The following is a 20,636-nucleotide window of genomic DNA, read 5'->3' as shown; positions in this document are numbered from 1 at the left end:
GGTTGCGACGCGGGGGACTACGCATGACTACACTGCACCTGATTGACTACGTTGCCATCGGTATCTATTTCCTGATCCTTATCTGGATCGGCATACGCGTTGCGCGAACGGAAAAAGGTGAGGGCGAAGCGGAATCTTTTCTGGCCGCGGACCGGAACATGAACCTGTTGCAGTCGACCTCCACGACAGCGGCGACCGACCTGGGTGGTGGTTTCAGTATCGCGATGGGCGGACTCGGCTTCACGCTCGGCATATCCGGCTCCTGGCTGATCGCGATTTCGGGTCTCAGTGTGGTCATGGTGTCGTTTCTGATGGTGCCGAAGGTCAAACGCTGGGCTGACCGGGTCAGCGGCCTGACCACCGGCGACCTGTTTGAAGCACGGTTTGATCGGCGTACCGGGCTGTTGGCAGCCGTGGTTGTCGGACTGGCCTGGTTTACGTTTGTTGGCGGGCAGATCATCGCCGGTGGCAAGTTGCTGCAGGTGACGATGAACCTGAATTTGACGCTGTCGGTTGTGCTGTCCGGCACCATCATTCTTGCCTACACCGCACTGGGTGGTTTGAAGGCCGTCATTTACACAGACGTTTTTCAGATGCTGATCTTGCTGGTCGGGATCGTCTTTATTGCCGTGCCTATTGGCATGTACGAAGTGGGCGGCTGGAGCGCGATGGTTGAACACTTCGAATCCAATCCGGACACCGCATCGATGATTGACTGGACCGCGGTGAGCTGGAAGCAGGCTCTGGGTTGGTTCTTCGCCATATTCCCGGTGTGGTTCATTTCCATTGCCGCCATGCAACGCATCGTTGCAGCACGTGACGTTCGCACGGCAAGACGCGCGTTCTTTCTTACCGGCGTTCCGATCGAATGGCCATTGTTTGCCGTCGGCAGCACCCTGATTGGCATGATCGCGCGGATGTTGTTTCCCGATCTGCAGGACGCGGAGCTTGCCACGCCAACGGTGATCATGCAGTTGCTGCCGGTGGGCATCGCCGGCATCGTTATTGCGGCATACATAGCGGCTGTTATGTCGTCGGCGGACTCCGCGCTGATCGGGCCCGTCGCCATCTTCACCAATGACATTTACAAGAAGCAGTTCAATCCGCAGGCAAGCGGTGCCCAATTGGTAAAGGTCGCGCGCACGGCGACTTTGGTGCTCGGCGTGCTCGCGGTCGGCATCGCCTACCTGGTACCGAATGTTCTGGAGCTGATTCTTTACGCCTACACGTTCGGTGCGGCGGGACTGTTCTTTCCGATGCTGGGTCTGTTGTTCTGGCGCGGCACTACCGCCAAAGGCGCATTCTGGAGCATGCTGGCAGGCGGCGGTTCGGCGGTATTGTGGGCGATCTACGAATCCATCGTCGTCGCCAGTGGCGGCGAGCCGTTCGAGATTGCCGCGTCTTACATGGGTTGGCTGGTGGGCTTGCCAACATTGGTCGTCGTGTCATTGCTGACTCAGCACAGCCAGGATGAAGACGTTGATATGTTTCGGTCCTGAGACGTCGCCGCTTAAAACATTGCGCCGAGCACGAGATAGGCGGCAACACTGATTCCGCCAACGACCATCGCATAAGGCATTTGGGTTTTGATGTGGTCGATGTGGTCCGACGCTGCACCGGTTGAGGCGAGAATGGAAGTATCCGACAACGGCGAACAGTGATCGCCGAATACGCCACCGCCGGCAATTGCTGCAACCGTTGCGTAAACGACCGGCGACAGTTCCTGACCGCTGAACGTGAATGCGAGCGGTACAGCAATCGGCATCATGATTGCGAAGGTTCCCCAGGAGGTGCCCGTCGAGAACGCAATGATGCCGGCAATCAAAAACGTCAGTGCCGGCAGCAAGCCAGGCGTCAGCCAGCCTTCTGTCTGTGCGACGATGAACTCGGCCGTGTGCAGGTTCGCGGACAATTCATTCAGCGCATACGCAAAGGCCAGAATGATAATGGCCGGCATTACGCCCTTGATGCCGTTCATTGCCGTTTCCATGATGTCAGCCAGCGGTACGCCTTGAATGCGCATGACCGTCGCAGCAACGACTGACGACAACAGAAACGCTTCCATCGTCAGTGCCGACTTTGTCACGACGAAGGAACCGATGCCGACACCGATAACTATGAGAACCGGCAGAACGAAATTCCAGAACAGGCTGGTACGGATACCCTCGAACGGTTCGATGTCAGTCAGCTCACGACTCATGAGTGGTTGTGCGCCGTCACGCAGCACTTTGCCTTCGTTCTCGGCACGAGTTTCTGCCGTTTTCATTGGGCCGAATTCGGGAATGATGCGCGCCGCGATTGCACCAACCATGACGACCGCCAGGATTGCGTAAATGTTGTACGGAATTGCGTTTATGAAAACTCGCATGGCATCCGCGTCATCGGCGATAGGGCCCATGCCGATCATCAGGCCGGCAATAAATACGGCCCAGCCGGTAATCGGCACTATGACGCTGACGGGCGCAGACGTTGAATCGGCGATGTAGGCGAGCTTCTCGCGCGAGATCCGAAAGCGGTCGGACAAGGTGCGCATCGTCGAGCCGACAAACAACGGACTGAAGTAGTCGCTGAAAAACACGAACATGCCCATCACCCAGGCGGACAGCTGCACGCGGACCCGGGTCATGTTGCAGCTTTCGACCCAGGCGGAGAAATTACGGATAGCGCCGGTGCGCTGAAAAAAGGCGATCGTTACACCGATAAACAATTCGAGCAGAAAGATCCACGAGAACGCCGTTGTGCCCAGCGCATTCTTCAGCAGGTTGGGGAAGCCCATCAGGCCTTCGCCGGCAATGAATACACCAACGAGGCAGGCCACGGCCAATGAGAAGACTGTATTGCGGGTAACGAAGGCGAGAATGATGGCAACGGCGGCAGGTAATAGTGACCACGCGCCTACGGCGACGGTTTCTTCCACGACTTCCCCCCGGATCGTTGTTATTGCGAAAGAAGTTACACCAAAAGCGTTCTGCTTACACTTCGTCGCGGGCGCGATGGCGCTCAATACCCGCGATTATCGAAAAGCCGAGTGCTCGCAATGGCTCCGGTGGCATCCAGCTCGCATTGCCGAACAACGCAGCCATGTCAGGCGTTTCCATCTCAAGTGCATGTTCAGCCAGCAGCCTGCCGAACAAGCTGCCTTTGACGACCCCGCCACCGTTGCAGCCGGCGGAAACGAACAAGCCACGCCTGACCTGTCCCCACAACGGCGCACCGTTGTAAGTGAAACCGGTCGCTCCTGACCAAACCGACTCGAACGCTACGTCTGTCAGCGCGGGATAGCGGCGCAAGAGTGCGGCGCGCAGTCTTTTCGCGATCAGCTCGTTGTTCGATTCACGTTCGTAACCGTAAAGGCTTCTGACCAGCAGTCGGCCATCCAGCGTCTTGCGTAAGGTGCTGCCCAGCCGGTGCGCTGGCAACAAACCCCATTGCGGGTCCTTGCCGCAATTAGCGAGGTCGGTATCGGGCAAGGGGGCAGTGAGCGCCGCATAGGTGTACATCGCGGTGATGCGGGACGCACCGACGCCGAGGTATTTGCAGAATGCGTTGTTGGCAAGAAAAACTGTGGGGGCCGTAACGTGGCCTTGAGGCGTGGTTACACGCCAGCCATTGCCAACGGCTTCAATTTTGATCGCGGGAGATTCTTCGAAAACTGAAACCGTAGTCGGCAGTTTTTCGACCAGTGAGCGAATCAACGCGGCGGGCTGCACGAGGTAGCAATGCGGCGAGTAGAGCCCGCTCCCGTAGAAACGCGTGCCGATACGTTCCTGCAATTGTTCGCGAGATAATGTTTCGACGGGCAGACCCGCGGTTTCGAGAAATGCCCGGTATTTGCGCAAGGCAGCACGGCCAATCTCGCCGGCCGCTGCACGATAAGTACCGGCGCGTAGCAACTGACAGTCTCTCGGCGCGGACGCGGCGTCCTTGGCCAACTGTTGCATCGTTTGACCTAACAAAGCATTGCAACGTCGCAGGCGATCCATGTTGGCGGTGTCTACATCATTGGCAAGCGCTACTTCGAGCAGGAATCCTGAGTTGCGTCCCGGATTGCCTTCGCCGATGCGGCTTGCATCGAGGAGCGTGATGTTTGCGGTCGGTAACAACTCTGCGTATCGTCGCGCGGCGGCGACGCCGGTATATCCTGCACCTACAATGACAAGGTCACTTTCGTGCTTTTCCTTGAGCGTTGTAGCGACAGTTTGCGCGTCGAGCAGCGAATTCCAGCCGCATCGGTTTTGATAGGCAGGAAATTTTCTTTTCATACGAAAAAAAATCGGCAATGCGATTTTGCATAACGCAGCGCTGATGCTGGTTCATGTTCCCTTTCGTCGATTCTTGGAAACAATTGCAAGTTACCGTTCCTGTTAAGTTTTGCAGTGTGCCGGGTAGCGCGGACTGTGGTGAGTTTGTCCGCGGATTGCGACGGTTATTGAACATATCGTGTGCTATGCATTGTCACATAATTTGCTACGTCGCGATTCTGAGACAGGTTTTTTTTCTAAAACCTTCTGGTAGATTGGCCGACATCAGCAGTAAGTAGTAGACGACGAAGTCTGTTTTATAAAATTCAGTAACTAAATTTAGCCAGTCACTGATAAGGGCAAACCAACTGAAAAGTTGGGACGCAAAGCCACCGGTCTAAAGGTTTTTACCTATGACAGCGGGGTTGCCAGTAGGACAAGATGCGCAGAGCCCGGAAGGGCGCGTATTCAGCTTTAGAGGCGACATAGCCTCTCACCTACCGGTCTCGTGATTCCCACGAGCCAGCGTTTCAACATAATTCGGTTTGCCTGTCAGCCTCTGGCAGGAGCGAACGAATGTACCCGAAACCCCATGCGCGGCTTGTTCAACGCTACGCAGTTGTATTGTCAGCGCTGCTGGCACTGACCGGTTGTTTGCCTAGCGGTGAAGCCGATCAGGCCACGGACAATGGCAACAGCAGTGGCGAGATCACGAGTTCGCACCGGATCAGCGGCAGCGTCGGTGATGGCCCGGTAACCAACGCCGAAATTCGCGTGCTTGCCAACGATGGCACGAGTCTGGGTGTGGTCATGAGCGACGCCAACGCCGACTTTGACGTCGAAGTCGCAACCGTTGCCAGCGACTACCCGCTGACATTGCTGGGCCTGGGTGGTACTGATCTGGTTACGCTGACGAGCCCGGATTTTGAACTGAAAAGTTTTGTCCGATCATCATCCACTGCGTCGGTAGCGAACCTCAACCCGTTTACAACGATCGCTTTCGAAATTGCGACCGACATGAGCGGTGGCGTTAATGCTGCGAATATGGACAGCGCGTTGCGTACGGTGCACCTGAAGCTGAACAGCGGTCTGAGTACGCTGGGCAACTCGACAACGATGGAAGCCGCGTTTGATGAATCAAACGTTGCGGAAATTGTGCGAGCGTCCGAGACTCTGGGCGAAGCCGTGCGTCGTACCCGCGACGCCCTGGTGGCTTCCGGCCGTTCGGCTACCGGTAATTCGGTGGTCACCAGTGTCGGTTCCGACCTGATTGACGGCGTGCTTGACGGTCGCGGTGGTTCGCGCACTGACAATCGCGTATCCGCCGTGTTCGCGGTGGCTTTGGCCCAGGTATCACTTGAGGCCGGGCGAAACCAGTTGCGGGTCTTCGGCACCGATGCGATGGGGCGTATACAGGACGCGATTACCCAGGTGTTTGATGGCACTCCGAACCCGGCACTGGCGGACTTGCCGCTGACAACGGGCATGCTGGAGTCGATGCGTATTGGCCTGTTGGCAGCGGAGTACATGCAGCCTTCACCGGCCATTGCGACTTTGCGTGATGAAGTCGCGGAATTGCGTCCGCTTATGAACGGCGCGGCAGTTCGGGCAGCATTGTCCGGTTCTGCGCAAGCGGATATCGACACCAGTCTGATAGCCATTGCGGGTGCATCGGCCAGCGAACTGGACGCGATCAACCTGATACTTCGAACCGGCACCGTCCCGAGTGACAATTCGGCGCCTGTCATCAGCGGCCAACCCACAACCCGTATCGGCGCCGGCGCTGCTTACAACTTCATTCCTACTGCCAGCGATGCTGATGGCGACACGCTGACATTCACGGTCGCGGGGCGACCGGTGTGGGCCGAATTCGACAGCGCGACGGGCCGCCTGAGTGGTACTCCGGGCCAAAACGATATCGGCAGTACGCCGGGTGTTTCTATCAGCGTATCGGATGGCGAAGCAGTCAGCAGTTTGCCTGCATTCACGATCACCGTTGAAGCAGGTATCAGCAATTCGGCACCGACGATTAGCGGTACGCCGTCCAGCAGCCTGGTGGCGGGCAATACCTATGACTTTACGCCGAATGCCGCGGACGCCGATGGTGACACATTGACGTTCAGTGTCAGCAATCTGCCAGCATGGGCCAGCTTCAATACCCAATCCGGTCGATTGACGGGCACACCGTCGAATTCCGACGTCGGTTCGTACGCGAATATCGTGATTACGGTCAGTGACGCTACCGCCTCTGCGAGTCTCGCGGCATTCAGTATCACGGTTGAAGAAATCACCGTGCCCAACCGGGCTCCGCAAATCAGCGGCGCTCCGGCCGCCAGCGTGCAGGCCGGTACAGCGTATTCGTTCCGGCCGTCGGCCAGCGATGCCGATGGCGATGCACTGACTTTCAGTATCAGTGGCCGGCCGTCGTGGGCGTCATTCAGTCCGTCGACGGGAGCCTTGACCGGCACGCCGACTGAGAGCGACGCGGGCAATTACGCCGGAATTTCAATTTCTGTCAGCGACGGCGAGCTCAGCGCAAGTCTGCCGAGTTTTACGATTACCGTTGAGGCGGCGCCTGCGAACAATGCGCCGGTCATTTCCGGCAATCCGTCGACGACCGTGCAAGCGGGGTCAGCCTATAGCTTCCGCCCGACCGCCAGCGATGCCGACGGCGATGCCTTGACGTTCAGCATTGTTGGGCGGCCGTCCTGGGCTACCTTCAGCCAGACGACAGGGACACTAAGTGGTACACCCGCTGCGGGCGACGCCGGCACCTATGCAGGAATCGCAATTTCTGTCAGTGATGGTGATGCCACTGCCAGTCTGCCGAGTTTTGCAATCACCGTTGAAGCGGCCGCGGCGAACAACGCACCGGTCATCTCCGGCAGTCCGGCAGCATCCGTACTCGTCGATTCGTCCTACAGTTTTCAGCCAACAGCCAGTGATGCCGATGGCGATGCCCTGACGTTCAGCATCAGCGGTGCGCCGGGCTGGATAAACTTCAATACCAGCAACGGGCAACTGAGTGGTACGCCGTCAGCCGCCGACGTGGGTGTTTACTCCGGTATCAGCATTACCGTCAGTGACGGAGAGGACAGCGCAACACTGGGTCCGTTTACGATTGCCGTTGACGCCATCACTCTGGGGTCTGCGACCCTGACCTGGGCGGCGCCGAGCCTGAATACCGACGGCACGCCGCTGGTGGATCTGAGTGGTTACCGCATCTATTGGGGAACGACATCAGGGAACTACGACAACTCGGTGACGATCAATAACCCTGGCCTGACGACTTACGTTGTCGAGAACCTGGCGCCGGGCACCTACGAGTTTGTCAGCACGGCATTGAATGCGGCAGGCATGGAAAGCGGTTATTCGAACCCGGTCAGTCGCACGATCCCCTGATCAGTCACCAGAGCCGGGCGAGACGGCCCGGCTCTGGTGGTATCATCCCGCCCTGCATTTCTCGGCGCGGGCACCCGGTCCGCGTGAATGTTTCAGGAGCGGCGGGTGATCAGTACGGATGTTGTTATTGTTGGCGCAGGCCCATGCGGGCTGTTTCAGGTTTTCGAACTCGGACTGCTCGGGTTAAAAGCCGAAATTATTGATTCCATTCCGCGACCGGGCGGGCAGTGCAGCGAGCTGTACCCGGACAAACCCATCTATGACATTCCGGCCATCCCGGTGTGCACCGGCGACGAGCTGACCCAGAACCTGCTGAAACAGATCGAGCCGTTTGGCTGCGGCATGAATCTCGGCGAAGAAGTCACCGAACTGGCGGTTCAGGATGACGGCAGCTTTGTGCTGGCGACGAGCAAAGGCAAGCAGTTTTCTGCCAAAGCGGTGGTGATCGCCGGCGGCGTTGGCTCGTTTCAGCCACGCGCTTTGCGCGCCGAGGGCGCAGAAGCCTGCGCCGGTGTCTCCCTGCACTACAGCGTCAAGGACCCGCAGCAATACAAGGATCGCGATATTGCGATTCTTGGCGGTGGCGATTCCGCGCTCGACTGGGTACTGGCGCTGCAAGGTGTCGCGCGGCACATCACGCTGATCCACCGTCGCGACGAGTACCGGGCCATGCCCGCATCAGTGGCGCGGTTGCGCGAGCTGCAGACGGCAGGGCAGGTCGATGTCATCGAGAATGCGAAAGTTACGGCCATCGAAGAAGAAAACGGGGTGATGAGCTCACTGACCGTGCAGGTCAAAGGTGGTGATGCACAAACCGTTGCGGTTCAGAATGCACTGGTCTTTTTTGGTCTCGCACCAAAACTTGGCCCGATTGCCGACTGGGGTCTCGACATCAACCGCAAGACGATCAATGTCGATACCGAGAAGTTTGAAACCTCGATACCCGGTGTCTACGCGGTAGGCGATATCAATCAGTACCCGGGCAAGAAGAAACTGATCCTGTGCGGATTCCATGAGGCAGCACTGGCCGCATTTGCGATCAAGCAACGACTCGAGCCGGACCGCAAAGTGCACGTGCAGTACACGACGACCAGCCCGATCATGCACGAACGGCTCGGCGTCGAGGATTAGCTGCCGCAGCTCTCGCCGAGTGCCGCAAGTTGCCCGGCGAGTCCATCCAGAACGTAGTTCACGCTCACCGGCACCTCGGAGTACGGCGTCACCGTTACTTTGAGTGCCGATTGCTGGCTGAGGTAGTCGATGAGCATCGCATCATCGGCAGCATCACTGGTATGCGTGATCTTGTTAGAGCGATCAACACCGAGCTTTACGGTGACGGGATCTTTGTCGTCCGCCGCGAACTGCACTTCGGTGTTGAATGACGAGATGAAACGCCGCCAGTCGATACGCACTTTAATGCCGGGATCGGAATTCGGCACACAGCGAAACTCCAGCCGCGGGTGCACTTGCTTCATTGCGTATTCATCGCCAATCGTGTTGCTCGACTCCTGGTGCAGTACCGCTACTGTCTGGTAGGTCGCTTTGTCCTGCAGCATTTCCAGGGTCCATTGATAGGCATCGCCCGGGTTGCCGGCAATGGCGAATACGGGTGCGGCAAGTAACGTAGCGAACAAATATTTCATAAGGTTTATCCCGTTTGTCTAGCGGGCCTGCACGCCTTTGATGGCGCCTTCGATCAGGTTGAGAGCCGCCTGCCGGCTGACGCCGTGCGGGTCCAGAGGGCCGGCCGGTGTCGATGCGATGCCCAGTGCTACTGATTTCGGGTTTTCAAACATGAGCGTCATGGCGCCCGCCAATTCCTTGCTGGTAGGTCCGTCGGCAACCCGCAGGCCATGGCCGGGCACTTCGTCCGGGTCAAGCACGTCCATGTCGATATGCACGTATATGACATCAACCCGTGCCGCCAGTTCATCCATGCGCTGGCGCAAAGCGGACGACAGCTTGCGGACGTCATCGACCGAGAATTGCGCCACTTCGTATTCGCGAAAACGATCGGCTTCCAGTGGGTCAAGATCACGAACGCCGCCCCAGAGGATGTGTTCCATCGGCAAGCCATCCGTCAGGCCCGAGGTCCTGCGCACGTTGTGCAATGCGTGGCCGGCAGCGATGGCGACCGGCATGCCACCGAGCATGCCCGAGAGGGTGGTTTCCGGGATATTGAAATCGCCGTGTGCATCGATGAACACGAGTCCGACCCGCTGCTCATTGCCATTGCCGTCGTACTTCAGGCCGGCCAGCATGCCGAGCAAACCGTTGCAGTTGGCTTCCAGCCCGACGGTCAGTACATCGTCGGCTCGGGTCTCGCGCACACGTTCGGCGAAGTTCGCATTCGCCAGCGCCAGTCGGTTCCATTCGCCGTACTGGCGATCCTGTTCAGCCGTCAGGCGGATATCCTGCACGGGCCGCACCAGCTCACCGCCCCAGCCGGAGATCAGTCGCTCAAGACCCGCGGCATGAATGTAATCCGGATTGATGGACAACTCCGGCACGTTGCGCGAGCCGCTGTACGGTTGCTTGATGACATCCAGTTTCACGGTATCGGCCAATGCCGGTGCCGCGACGATCAGGCCAGCCAGTACTGCAAAAAACAGGCGTTTCATGCTCCGTCCCCCCGTCCAGAAGAATGTACCCGGTAGCAGATATTACGTATTCAGTCTGCCGGGGCCACCGTTTCAGCGGAAACCCGTTCAGGGCTGGGTCGGTTTCACGAGTTGCGGATAATTGATGCCCAGTTGCTCGAGGTAGGTGTCGTAGCGTTCGGGGTCGTAGTAAAGCTCCCGCAGACGGTCGCGGTATTCATCCATGATCGCCGCATTTTTCTCGATGGGCGGCTCGTCATTCGGGCCAACAAAGGATTCGTACACTTCGCCCGCCGATTGCTCTTCCTTGAAGTAGCGCCACGCATCGTTGACCAATTCCGGTTGTTGCAGCAGATCGAGCATCGTCGCCGCCATGACTTTGGCACCGGCCGTGGCGCCCTTGTGCGCTATGGGTGTGGCCATGGCCATGGAGCTCGACCAGTGATGGAACTGCAGGTTGTCGACATTGGAAGGGAATCGCAGGGTGATCGTAGGCACGTTCCAGGATACGTCGCCGATGTCGTCGGAGCCGCCGGACTGCGGTTCTTCAAGCGGTGTTGCGATGCCGGGCAGCTCAGTCGCCAGTCCGGTGATCTCGTCGGCTTCCATCAGTTTTTGCAACGCGCGCGCGTAGGTCTGATCGTCTTCCGTCCATTCCGGCAAGCCGACGGCCTGAATGTTCTTGTCCATGGCTTCGGCGATGGGTCGGTTGAAGTGCCGTGGATACGCGGCACCGACGATACGCCGGTTGACGGTCGTGTCGGTCATCATGGCGGCGCCTTCAGCAATGCGCTGCAGCGTCGCAAAATTGCTGCGAATTTTCTCGGCGGTAATTTCCCGCACGAAATACCACACGGTTGCTTTGGACGGCACTACGTTCGGCTGGTCGCCGCCGTCGACAATCACATAATGCGAACGACCGAGCGGGTGCAAATGTTCGCGGCGAAAATTCCAGCCGATGTTGGTCAGCTCGACGGCATCGAGTGCACTGCGTCCGCGCCACGGGTCGCCGGCACCGTGCGCCGCGACACCGTCAAAGGTGTACTCGACGGAAACGAGACCCGTGCCGGTGGTCTGACCCCAGCCGACCCTCATATTGCTCGAAACATGGGAGAACAACACGGCGTCGATGCCATTGAAACGGCCATCGCGTGCGAACCAGGCTTTGGAACCCAGTACTTCTTCCGCGATGCCTGGCCACAGCACTATCGTGCCTGGCATGCCTTCGCGTTCCATTATTTCCTTGACGGCCAGCGCTGCTGTGATGTTCACAGCCTGGCCAGAGTTGTGGCCTTCGCCGTGACCCGGAGCGCCTTCAATCATTGGTTCGCGGTAGGCAACACCGGGTAGTTGCGACGACTTCGGAATGCCGTCGACATCGGAGCCGAGCGCGATCACCGGGCTGCCGCTGCCCCAGGTGGCCCACCACGAGCTGGGCAGCCCGGAGATGTTGGTCTCAACGGTAAAGCCGTTGTCCTCGAGTATTTTCGTCAGGTAGCGCTGCGTTTCGAATTCCTGGAAGCCGAGCTCGGAGAACGAGAACAAACTGTCGACGATTTCCTGGGTAAGTTTCGCATTGCTTTCCACGTGTGCGGCGAGTTCTGCTTTGAGTCCGGTGAGCGGCGGGACGCTTGCGGTTTCGGTCTCAGCATCGTCGACGGCGGCGATCGGTGCCGCTGCCGGGGCTGTGTTGTTGGCGGGTGATGCAGTAGCCGGTTGTTGCGGCTCGTCGGATGAACAGGCCGCGAACAGGGCGGCAAGGGCTATCAGAAGAGTTACTCGTGTCATTTTTTCCCCCTTTGCAGTTGCGGCAATCATAGCCCAGCCACGCCCGCACTCCGATGAAAATTGCGGATTAATGGCTGCTGTGTACCGCATCAAAGGTCAGGAGGTGAGAATTAACACGTCTCCATCTGGACAAGGAGAGGCGCGCCGGCTCGACAGCCTCGCGCCTCTTCGCTGCAGCTGAGCATGCTCTTAAGGGGTGGAATTTCTGTGGACGCCGGGCACGGATCACGCTCAGTGTGTCATGCCCGGCGATCTCAGCGGCCGCTCGCTAGTTGCAGCAGCCCGCGGTTTGCGGTGACGGCGTGCAGCACCCGGGCTGGCCTTTGGTTTCCGGCGTGCAACACGGGGCATCGGTTTTTTGCTCGCCGTTGAACAGTTGTGCATCCGCCATGGTGCGATAGACCTCCCAAGGCATGCCGGCGGGATCGTCCACCCAGGTCTTGTCAGAATGCGCATAGCAGCAGACAGCATCGCCTTCATTGTATGCCGCCATATCGGCGTCCTGCAGGCGTGTTCGCAGTTCCTGCAATTCCTGTTCGGTTTCCGCCTGTACACCGAGGTGATCAATGCCGCGGCTGCCGACCCGAGTTGAAATGGCCAGAGAAACGCAGGGATCGTCCGGCATCCACTTCGCATAGTCCTCTTTCAGCTTGACGGGTTCGCTGCCAAAGAGCGCGCTGTAAAAGCGTACGCCTTGTTCAAGGTCGCTGACCCCTATGTGCAGATGCAGTCGTTTCATGTCGGTCTCTCCACTCAGATTTAAATTCTTGCAAGGTTGTCTAACAGCATCCGGCAAGTTCGATTACCGAACAGCCGGACTTTTTGTCCAGGCGCATACTGGCCGTATCGGCACTGCAGCAATCGGATACCAGGAAGCCGATCAGGTCGCGCATGACTCCGAAGTTGGCGCTGTAGATGATCGAACGCCCTTGCTTGCGCGAGGTCACGAGGCCGGCATTGGATAGGTGGTTCAGGTGAAAGGACAGCGTGTTGTGCGGTATGCCGAGCGAGTCGCTGAGGGAGCCGGCCGACGTACCTTCCGGTCCCGCCTGAACCAATAGTCGTATGGCCTGCAGTCGTGTCTCTTGCGCGAGCGCATCAAACGCGGTCAGTGCATTTTGTATGTCCATATGTCTAGACTAATCGACATAAAATCTGTCGTCAATCGCGTTGTTTGCAAGCGGCAAAATCAATCGAGAGCGCGCACGTTCATTACAGAGCCGTCATAATCCATCCCTCTGCCTGCGGAGTAGGACCCGTGACCCCTGAACTTGCCGACCTTGGCCTCGCCCCGTTTTTTACCCGACAGCTCAACGAGCGGGAACTGGAACACGCTGCACTGGCACGCGTCACCGAGGTGCAACGGTCCGGCGTTGTCGCACACGATGGTCGTGATGAACGTCGCTACGCGCTCGGCGGTTCGTGGTTCAACTTGCCGGCAGAAGAGCGGCCGACAGTCGGTGACTGGGTGGTACTCAACGAGGCCCGTGACAAGATTCAGCGTTTGCTGGAACGCAAGAGCGTTTTCAAACGGGTCGCCGTCGGCAGCAAGATCGATGTGCAACTGATAGCCGCCAATATCGATACGCTGTTCATCGTGACTTCCTGCAACGATGAGTTCAACGAGTCACGCCTTGAACGCTATCTCGCGCTCGCGGCAGAAGCGGGCGTCGAGCCGGTACTCGTATTGACCAAAGCGGATCTCGTCGAAGATGCCGATGCTTACCGGGACCGGGTGCGCGCCATTGGCGCGCATTTGCCGGTGGAAATCGTGAATTCACACGATATGAAATCCTTGCAAGGCGTGTTGGCCTGGGTCGGCAAAGGGATGACGGTCGCACTGGTTGGATCTTCCGGTGTCGGCAAATCGACGATCGTCAATTCATTATCCGGTCAGGTTGTGCTCGATACCGGTGCGATACGCGAGCACGATGCCAAGGGCCGGCACACCACCAGTTTTCGTTCATTGCATCGCTTGCCGGGCGGTGGTTTGTTGCTTGATGTTCCCGGTATGCGCGAATTGAAAGTAGCGCAGCTCGATGATGCGCTAAGCGCCGTGTTTGCGGATGTTGCGTCGCTGGCCGACAACTGCCGGTTTCGCGACTGTGAACACAACAACGAACCCGGCTGCGCCGTGCGGGCGGCCATCGCAGCGGGCACCCTGGATGAACGCCGCTTGCGCAACTACCGCAAACTGTTGCGCGAGGAAGCCCGCCACACCACTTCGCTGGCCGACCAGCGCCATCGCGAAAAGCAGTTCGCTCGCGTCGTGCAGCAAAGCATCGATCTCAAACGCCGTCATTGAGTTAGAACCGCGGTTTCACTGCACCGGCAGCTGCGCTGCGAATATCTACTTGTTGATCCGCAACAAAATGGTTGCATTTCCGCTGGCTGCTGAATAATATGCAACCTGGAGGCTGCGAATATGAAAAACAGTATCGTAAAAACACTGGATATCAACGCGCCGGTTGCCCGCGTGTGGCGGGCGCTGACGGACCACGCGGAATTTGGGGCTTGGTTTGGTGTCAGTCTGGAACGACCCTTTGCCGTTGGCCAAACGAACAGTGGCCAACTGACGATCAAAGGATTCGAACACCTGGTCCTTGAAGTACAAGTGCAAAAAATGGACACCAACCGCTTGTTCTCCTACACGTGGCATCCCTATGCCGTTGATGCCGATACCGACTATTCAGGGGAGACGCCAACGCTGGTCGAGTTCTCTCTGGAAGCCTCCACAAACGGAACCTTGTTGACGATCACAGAGTCGGGTTTTGACAAGATTCCGGCGCACCGCCGCGATGAGGCATGGCGGATGAACGACGGTGGCTGGGCAGCGCAGATCAAGAATATTGCGAACCACGTTGCAGAACCGGAATAAACATCACGCGGCTGGGCATGGCGCGCAGGCGCCTGTGTTTGCAGCGCTTGGGGATGTCACCCGGCTGGAACTGGTTTCCCAGTTGTGCGACGGACGTTCGCACTCGATTGCGCAGCTCGCGCATGGCAGACCATTGACGCGTCAGGCAATCACCAAACACCTGCGCGTGCTGGAAAATGCCGGGCTGGTGAAAAGTTATCGTGAGGGGCGGGAGAGCCGTTTCGAATTTGTCGCCGAGCCGCTGGACGAACTACGCGCGTACATGGACCGGGTTTCAGGCCAATGGGATGCCGCACTGTCGCGTTTGCAATCGTTCGTGGAAGACTGACGAGTTTGTCGTATTGCATCGAGCACTTTCAGTACTGCCGTGTCGTGCAATCACTGCTGGGAACAGTACAGCTTGCTTAGCACTTGGCTCACCACCGCTCGAGTGCAACGGTTCGGTGCCAGGCAGGCAAAATAATGACCAATTACTTTGAGTCGTCGTCGGCTGTAGCTTCAGCGGCTGACCGGCGGCGCCAGGTCCAGTCGTAGCGATCACCGTTGCCCAATGTGAATGACAGTATTAACAAGTCGCCATCAGTACGCCACTGCAACGAAGTTGTACTGCCGACTTCCCGCGGGTCTTCGGAAAACTCGCGGTACCAGCGCAATGTGTCGCCATCGATTTCGTAGCGTCCGCTGTGCGCGTTGATATCCAGCCATTCTTCCAGGTAGCTGATTTTCTCCGCAGCGGGTAAGGATTTTGCTGCGTCGCGTGACAGTACGCGGCGGTCGGGATTCATGGTCAACATGGCGTAATGCCCCTGGCCGAAGATCAGCAGGCCGACACGGTTTGCCGCTTCCGGGAATTCACCCGTGCGCACATTGATCAAGGAAACCCGATCATAAGCGCCGTCGATACCGGCTGCATTCACGCTGCTGGTCAGTGCAAAGACACCAGCAAGCACTGTCCACCACTTCATCGTATCCTCCCCCTGTGCCCTTGTTGCTGGCCATGTCCGCATTACTGTCGGCGTTCCGCCAACGGGAATCAACCGTCACCGGCGTGCAATTGGTTTCAGTCGCGACGGTAAGTTTTTGCTCATTGTTGTGCGGGGCGGCACAATTGCTGCGCAGACCGACTAACTCCCTCGTCAGGAAATCCTTATGAGAACCATCGCTTTGAGTCTTCTCGTGTTCCTTGCCGCCAGTTCCACGGCGTTAGCGGATGCACAGGTTTTGCCCATGCGTGAGCGTGCGGCCGTAATCGACCGTTTGCTGGATGACCGGATTCAAACGGTATTGCCGGGCCTCATGCGGCGCGCCGGTATCGACATGTGGATCATCATCTCCCGCGAATACAACGAAGACCCGGTGATCCGTACCTTCCTGCCGGCCACCTGGCACGCGGCACGTCGCCGCACCATTCTGCTGGTGCACGACAAAGGTGAAGGGCAGCCACTGGAAACCCTGGCTGTTGCGCGCTATGCGGTAGGCGAACGATTCACCGCGGCCTGGGACAAGGAACTGCACGGTGATCAGTGGAAGCGCCTCGCCGAACTCATTGCAGAACGTAACCCGAAAAAAATCGGCCTCAATTACTCTGATACGTTTGGTTTGGCCGACGGACTTACGCACACCGAATACCAGTTGTTCAGTCGTGCACTGCCGGAACGCCTGCGGTCGCGCATAGTTTCCGCCGAAAACCTGGCAGTTGGCTGGCTGGAAACCCGCAGTGCGGCGGAGATGGCTGTTTACCCGCACATTGTGCGCATCGCGCACGAGATTCTTGCCGAAGGTTTGTCAGACGCGGTTATTACGCCGGGCGTGACCACCACCAACGATGTGTCCTGGTGGTACCGCGAACGCATTCGCGAATTGAAGCTCACGACCTGGTTTCACCCGTCCGTCTCCATACAACGCGCCGAACAGCCGGTGATTGATGCCAAGAGTGAGATCCTTGCGCGTCACGATGATGACGTCATTCAACCCGGCGACCTGCTGCACGTTGATTTCGGCATCACTTATCTGCGTTTGAATACGGACACGCAGCAACACGCTTACGTACTGCGCCCCGGTGAAACGGAAGCGCCGCAGGAATTGCGGGACGCATTGAAAAATGGCAATCGCCTGCAGGATATCCTGACCGGCAATTTCGTCACCGGCAGAAGCGGCAATGACATCCTCGCGCGTCCGCTCGCGCAGGCGAAACGCGAAGGCATCACGCCGTCGATCTACACTCACCCAATTGGCTACCATGGCCATGCAGCGGGAACCACGATCGGCATGTGGGACCAGCAAGGCGGTGTACCCGGCGGTGGTGATTACCCGATGTACCCGAACACCGCGTACTCAGTTGAACTGTATGCCGAGTCCGATGTTCCATCCTGGGGCAAGCCCGTGCGTATCAAACTGGAAGAAGACGCATTCTTTGACGGTACCAGCACCTGGTACATCGACGGTCGGCAAACCTCATTGCTACTCATACCGCGAGATCCGGCGAAACAATAACAGGAGCCTTTTATGCCGCGCCTACTGCTCGTCGCGTTAAGCCTGGTTTCATTGTCGGCTGAGGCCGATATCCGTCTGTTGCTGGATGAACAGACACTGGCCGCTGTCGCCGCCGAGGTCTCGGGCGAAGAAGCGAAACGAAATCTGGATTTCATTACGCTCAAGCACCGCATGCGCTCCGGTCACCAGTTCAGCGAAGCAACCGACCATGTGCTGCAGCGGCTGAAAGTCTACGGCCTGGACGAAGTTGGTACCGCAGAGTTCGCCGCTGACGGCCGCACGATGTATGGCACGCAACGTTCCCGACCCATCTGGGATGTGCAGTTCGCCGAACTGTGGGAACTCGGCAAAGACGCTGACACCGACGTGCGTGTACGTCGTTTGGCGAACTGGGAGGCCGTGCCGCTTGGCCTTGCTCAAGACAGCCTGTCCGGCGAAGCGACCGCGTCGCTTATTGATATTGGCGCAGGGACGACCGCTGCGGACTACGCAGGCAAGGACCTGCGCGGCAAACTGGTGCTGACTTCCAGTCAACCCGGCACGGTCGTTGAGCGTGCGGTGGGCGAGCTCGGCGCGGCCGGTATCGTTTCGTATGCGCCGAACCAGCGCTCGGCCTGGTGGCGTGAGGATGAGCGGCTGGTGCGCTGGGGACATCTGAGCAGCTTTCCGGTAACGCGTTCCTTTGGCTTCATGATCAGCCTCGCTGAAGCCCGCGCTTTGCAAACCCGTCTGCAACGAGGCGAAGACATCCGCTTGCACGCGAAGGTCGACGCCAGGCACACGAACGGCAAGTACCGATTTGCGGAGGCCGCGATTGATGGTGCCGATGAGCTGCTCGGCAAAGAAGAGATACTGTTTACCTGCCACCTCGATCATCCGCGACCGGGTGCGAACGACAACGCTTCCGGTTGTGTGTCGATACTCGAAGTCGCGCGCACGTTGCAGGCCTTGATTGACGCGGACATCGTCGCCCGTCCCGCGCGCACAATTCGTTTCCTGTGGCCGGCCGAAATCGAAGGCAGCATCATGTTCCTAAGCGAACACGATGACCCGTCCCGCATCAAAGCGAATATTCACATGGACATGGTTGGCGGCGGTCCGGTGACCAAGTCCGTCTTCCGGATTTCCGGCGGACCGATCAGTTTGCCAACGTTCATCAGCGACATAGGCTTCGAGATAGGGCATTTCGTCAACGAAGAAACCGAGGCTTATGCCAGCGGCGCGACAGTCCGGTTTCCGCTGGTTGCGCCGGAAGGTGGCAAAGAGCCACTGCTGGCGTTGATGGAAGGCCTCGACATGGGCAGCGACCACGACGTGTTTCGCGAGGGCAGTTTCCGCATACCCGGTTTGTACCTGCACGACTGGCCGGATCGTTATATACACACCAACTTCGATCTGGCAGCCAACATAGACCCGACCAAACTGAAGCGCGCTGCGTTCATAGGTGCCGTAACGGCCTTGATCCTCGCTGATCTGGATGCTGATGACACGCCGGAACTGACCGCATTGCTGCGCCGCAATGCGCTGGACCGCAGCGCCGGACTGCTGCGCCGGTTGGAACCACTAAGCCCGTCTGACGCCGCCGCTGTCGCGCATATTCATTTCGACGTGGAGCGCGCCAAACTGGAAAGTATCTCCTCGTTCGCGGCGGTCGACGATGTTGACCGCTACAGCACGCTGGCGTTCCTGGCGAGCCTGCAGGCGCTGCTGGATGTGCCTGAGGCGACACCCGACATACTGGATGCGACCGTCTTTGTACGCAGCCCGGATGTCCGCGGCCCGATGCACGCGTTCGGCTATTCTTATATCAGCGATGAACTGGGTAGCGAACGTTACGCGCAATTGCGCCTGCCACGTTTTACGGGCAGCCATGGCAGTGGCGGTGAGTATGCCTACGAGGCACTGAACCTTGTCGACGGCAGTCGCAGTGTCAGTGAAATACGCAACTGGCTTACCGCCGAGCTCGGGCCGGTGCCGCTCGAGATCGTTCGCGAATACCTTGATGCTTTGGCATCGATCGACGTTATCCAGGCCCGCAATTGACGCTGTCGTGGTTTGGTCACGTGCAGCATTCACCGCTCCGCAGGAGAAACCATGTACAAGAAACTAAGCACACTGTTGTTAGTCGCCGCGTGCAGCTTGCCGGTTTGCAGTTGGGCGCAGGAACATCCGTACCGACCGGTCGATGGCTGGGCCAAACTGCCGGAAGGCCGTGAATGGGGCTCGACCAGCGCGGTCTTCGTCGGCCCGGATGACACGATCTGGGTAGCGGAACGCTGCGGCCAGAACAGTTGCGTGGGTAAAGACGATGTCGACCCGGTATTGCACTACGACCGCGACGGCAACCTCATCAAGACCTTCGGTGCCGGCATGATCGTTTGGCCGCACGGCATATTCGTCGACAAGGACAGCAACGTCTGGATCACGGATGCCCGCGGCGAGGGCAATCGCGGACACCAGGTCATCAAGTTCGACAAGAACGGTCGTGAACTGATGCGCCTTGGCAAGGCAGGTGTCGCGGGTGATGGGCCGGACGAGTTCAATCAGCCCTCGGACGTGCTGGTAGCCCCAAATGGGGATATTTTTGTGGCCGATGGGCACGGTTCTGGCGGAAATAATCGAATTGTAAAATTCGACTCACGTGGTCGCTTCATCAAGACCTGGGGCACGACCGGCGCTGAAGCGGGCGAGTTCCGTGACCCGCACGCGCTGGCGATGGATTCACTGGGCCGCTTGTTCGTTGGTGATCGTGGCAACAGCCGCACCCAGATCTTCGATCAGGACGGCAAGCACCTCGCGACCTGGACCCAGTTCGGCCGTCCAAGTGGCTTGTATATCGACAAAGACGACATGCTGTATGCCGCCGATTCGGAATCGCACGTGATCTGGTCGGGCAACTGGGGATGGAAGCGCGGCATACGCATTGGCAGCGTGCATGACGCATGGGTGCGTTACTTCATTCCTGATCCGCTGCAACCTGACCCGCAGACCGGTGGCACCACGGCGGCCGAAGGCGTTGCGGTGGACAAGGACGGCAATATTTACGGCGCCGAAGTGGGGCCGAAACAATTGCGCAAATACGAGCGTCTGAAGTGGGTCATGCCTACAGAATAAGGCGCATGATCAGGAACGGCGGCAGGCCAACGACCGGCGCCAGGCCCGTGTGCCGCTGAGACGTTTCTGAGACAGAGGGTCGTACGGCCGACGCTCCACCTGGAGCGTCGGCTTTCTTCA

Annotated in this window: 17 protein-coding genes and 1 riboswitch; of the genes, 9 read left to right on the top strand and 8 right to left on the bottom strand. The window is 58.5% G+C overall.

Features of this window, described 5'->3' with window-relative positions; all coding sequences use genetic code 11:
• The first annotated feature begins 23 nt into the window (after positions 1-23).
• Complete coding sequence (locus tag BA177_RS13455; protein WP_068617041.1) at positions 24-1,499, top strand: sodium:solute symporter family protein; 1,476 nt, start codon at positions 24-26, stop codon at positions 1,497-1,499.
• A gap of 11 nt (positions 1,500-1,510) precedes the next feature.
• Here the strand turns inward: BA177_RS13455 and BA177_RS13450 are convergent, their stop codons facing one another.
• Together BA177_RS13450 and BA177_RS13445 are read right to left on the bottom strand one after the other, a co-directional pair.
• A complete protein-coding gene (locus tag BA177_RS13450; RefSeq protein ID WP_068617040.1) occupies positions 1,511-2,917 on the bottom strand; it encodes a Na+/H+ antiporter NhaC family protein in 1,407 nt (468 codons plus the stop codon).
• Positions 2,918-2,972: 55 nt separating this feature from the next.
• Positions 2,973-4,262: an NAD(P)/FAD-dependent oxidoreductase gene (locus tag BA177_RS13445; RefSeq protein ID WP_068617037.1), complete on the bottom strand. Its 1,290-nt coding sequence runs from the start codon at positions 4,260-4,262 to the stop codon at positions 2,973-2,975.
• Positions 4,263-4,589: 327 nt separating this feature from the next.
• A riboswitch (cyclic di-GMP riboswitch) is annotated at positions 4,590-4,674 on the top strand.
• Between the two features lie 143 nt (positions 4,675-4,817).
• Between BA177_RS13445 and BA177_RS13440 the strand changes: the two genes are divergently transcribed.
• Positions 4,818-7,643, top strand: a complete 2,826-nt coding sequence (locus BA177_RS13440) for a putative Ig domain-containing protein (protein ID WP_068617036.1) — start codon at positions 4,818-4,820, stop codon at positions 7,641-7,643.
• An 87-nt stretch (positions 7,644-7,730) separates the two neighbouring features.
• The gene (locus BA177_RS13435) at positions 7,731-8,774 is read left to right on the top strand and encodes an NAD(P)/FAD-dependent oxidoreductase (protein WP_068617034.1); all 1,044 of its coding nucleotides are present in this window, start codon (positions 7,731-7,733) and stop codon (positions 8,772-8,774) included.
• Here the strand turns inward: BA177_RS13435 and BA177_RS13430 are convergent.
• The 5 genes from BA177_RS13430 to BA177_RS13410 form a co-directional block, all read right to left on the bottom strand.
• Complete coding sequence (locus BA177_RS13430; protein WP_068617031.1) at positions 8,771-9,286, bottom strand: hypothetical protein; 516 nt, start codon at positions 9,284-9,286, stop codon at positions 8,771-8,773. The genes BA177_RS13435 and BA177_RS13430 overlap by 4 nt on opposite strands.
• Before the next feature lie 18 nt (positions 9,287-9,304).
• Positions 9,305-10,264, bottom strand: coding sequence for an arginase family protein (locus BA177_RS13425; protein ID WP_068617029.1), 960 nt, complete (start codon positions 10,262-10,264; stop codon positions 9,305-9,307).
• A gap of 87 nt (positions 10,265-10,351) precedes the next feature.
• A complete protein-coding gene (locus tag BA177_RS13420) occupies positions 10,352-12,031 on the bottom strand; it encodes an amidohydrolase (protein ID WP_082990320.1) in 1,680 nt (559 codons plus the stop codon).
• Positions 12,032-12,299: 268 nt separating this feature from the next.
• Positions 12,300-12,770, bottom strand: a complete 471-nt coding sequence (locus BA177_RS13415) for an ArsI/CadI family heavy metal resistance metalloenzyme (protein ID WP_068617027.1) — start codon at positions 12,768-12,770, stop codon at positions 12,300-12,302.
• 40 nt (positions 12,771-12,810) lie between these two features.
• Positions 12,811-13,161 carry an ArsR/SmtB family transcription factor gene (locus BA177_RS13410; protein WP_068617023.1) on the bottom strand — a complete coding sequence of 117 codons (351 nt, stop codon included), beginning with the start codon at positions 13,159-13,161 and terminating at the stop codon, positions 12,811-12,813.
• Positions 13,162-13,289: 128 nt separating this feature from the next.
• On the opposite strand from BA177_RS13410, the gene rsgA reads away from it, so the two are divergent.
• From rsgA to BA177_RS13395, 3 genes are all read left to right on the top strand, one after another.
• Positions 13,290-14,336, top strand: coding sequence for a ribosome small subunit-dependent GTPase A (gene rsgA, locus BA177_RS13405; RefSeq protein WP_068617019.1), 1,047 nt, complete (start codon positions 13,290-13,292; stop codon positions 14,334-14,336).
• Positions 14,337-14,456: 120 nt separating this feature from the next.
• The gene (locus BA177_RS13400; RefSeq protein WP_068617014.1) at positions 14,457-14,909 is read left to right on the top strand and encodes an SRPBCC family protein; all 453 of its coding nucleotides are present in this window, start codon (positions 14,457-14,459) and stop codon (positions 14,907-14,909) included.
• A 34-nt stretch (positions 14,910-14,943) separates the two neighbouring features.
• Positions 14,944-15,237, top strand: a complete 294-nt coding sequence (locus BA177_RS13395) for an ArsR/SmtB family transcription factor (RefSeq protein WP_197493044.1) — start codon at positions 14,944-14,946, stop codon at positions 15,235-15,237.
• A 142-nt stretch (positions 15,238-15,379) separates the two neighbouring features.
• On the opposite strand, the gene BA177_RS13390 is transcribed toward BA177_RS13395, so the two are convergent.
• Positions 15,380-15,874 (bottom strand): lipocalin-like domain-containing protein, encoded by a 495-nt coding sequence (locus BA177_RS13390; protein WP_197493042.1) that lies wholly within the window; start codon positions 15,872-15,874, stop codon positions 15,380-15,382.
• Between the two features lie 184 nt (positions 15,875-16,058).
• Between BA177_RS13390 and BA177_RS13385 the strand changes: the two genes are divergently transcribed.
• From BA177_RS13385 to BA177_RS13375, 3 genes are read left to right on the top strand one after another with little or no spacing between them, the layout of a single operon-like run.
• Complete coding sequence (locus BA177_RS13385; RefSeq protein WP_197493040.1) at positions 16,059-17,402, top strand: M24 family metallopeptidase; 1,344 nt, start codon at positions 16,059-16,061, stop codon at positions 17,400-17,402.
• A gap of 12 nt (positions 17,403-17,414) precedes the next feature.
• Complete coding sequence (locus BA177_RS13380) at positions 17,415-19,445, top strand: DUF4910 domain-containing protein (protein ID WP_068617003.1); 2,031 nt, start codon at positions 17,415-17,417, stop codon at positions 19,443-19,445.
• Between the two features lie 51 nt (positions 19,446-19,496).
• A complete protein-coding gene (locus BA177_RS13375; protein ID WP_068617002.1) occupies positions 19,497-20,516 on the top strand; it encodes a peptidyl-alpha-hydroxyglycine alpha-amidating lyase family protein in 1,020 nt (339 codons plus the stop codon).
• Positions 20,517-20,636 lie beyond the last annotated feature (120 nt).

The organism is Woeseia oceani, from assembly GCF_001677435.1.
GTDB classification, from domain to species: domain Bacteria; phylum Pseudomonadota; class Gammaproteobacteria; order Steroidobacterales; family Woeseiaceae; genus Woeseia; species Woeseia oceani.
The sequence above is the reverse complement of the archived record's forward strand: the minus strand, read 5'-3'. Positions and strand labels throughout refer to the sequence as shown.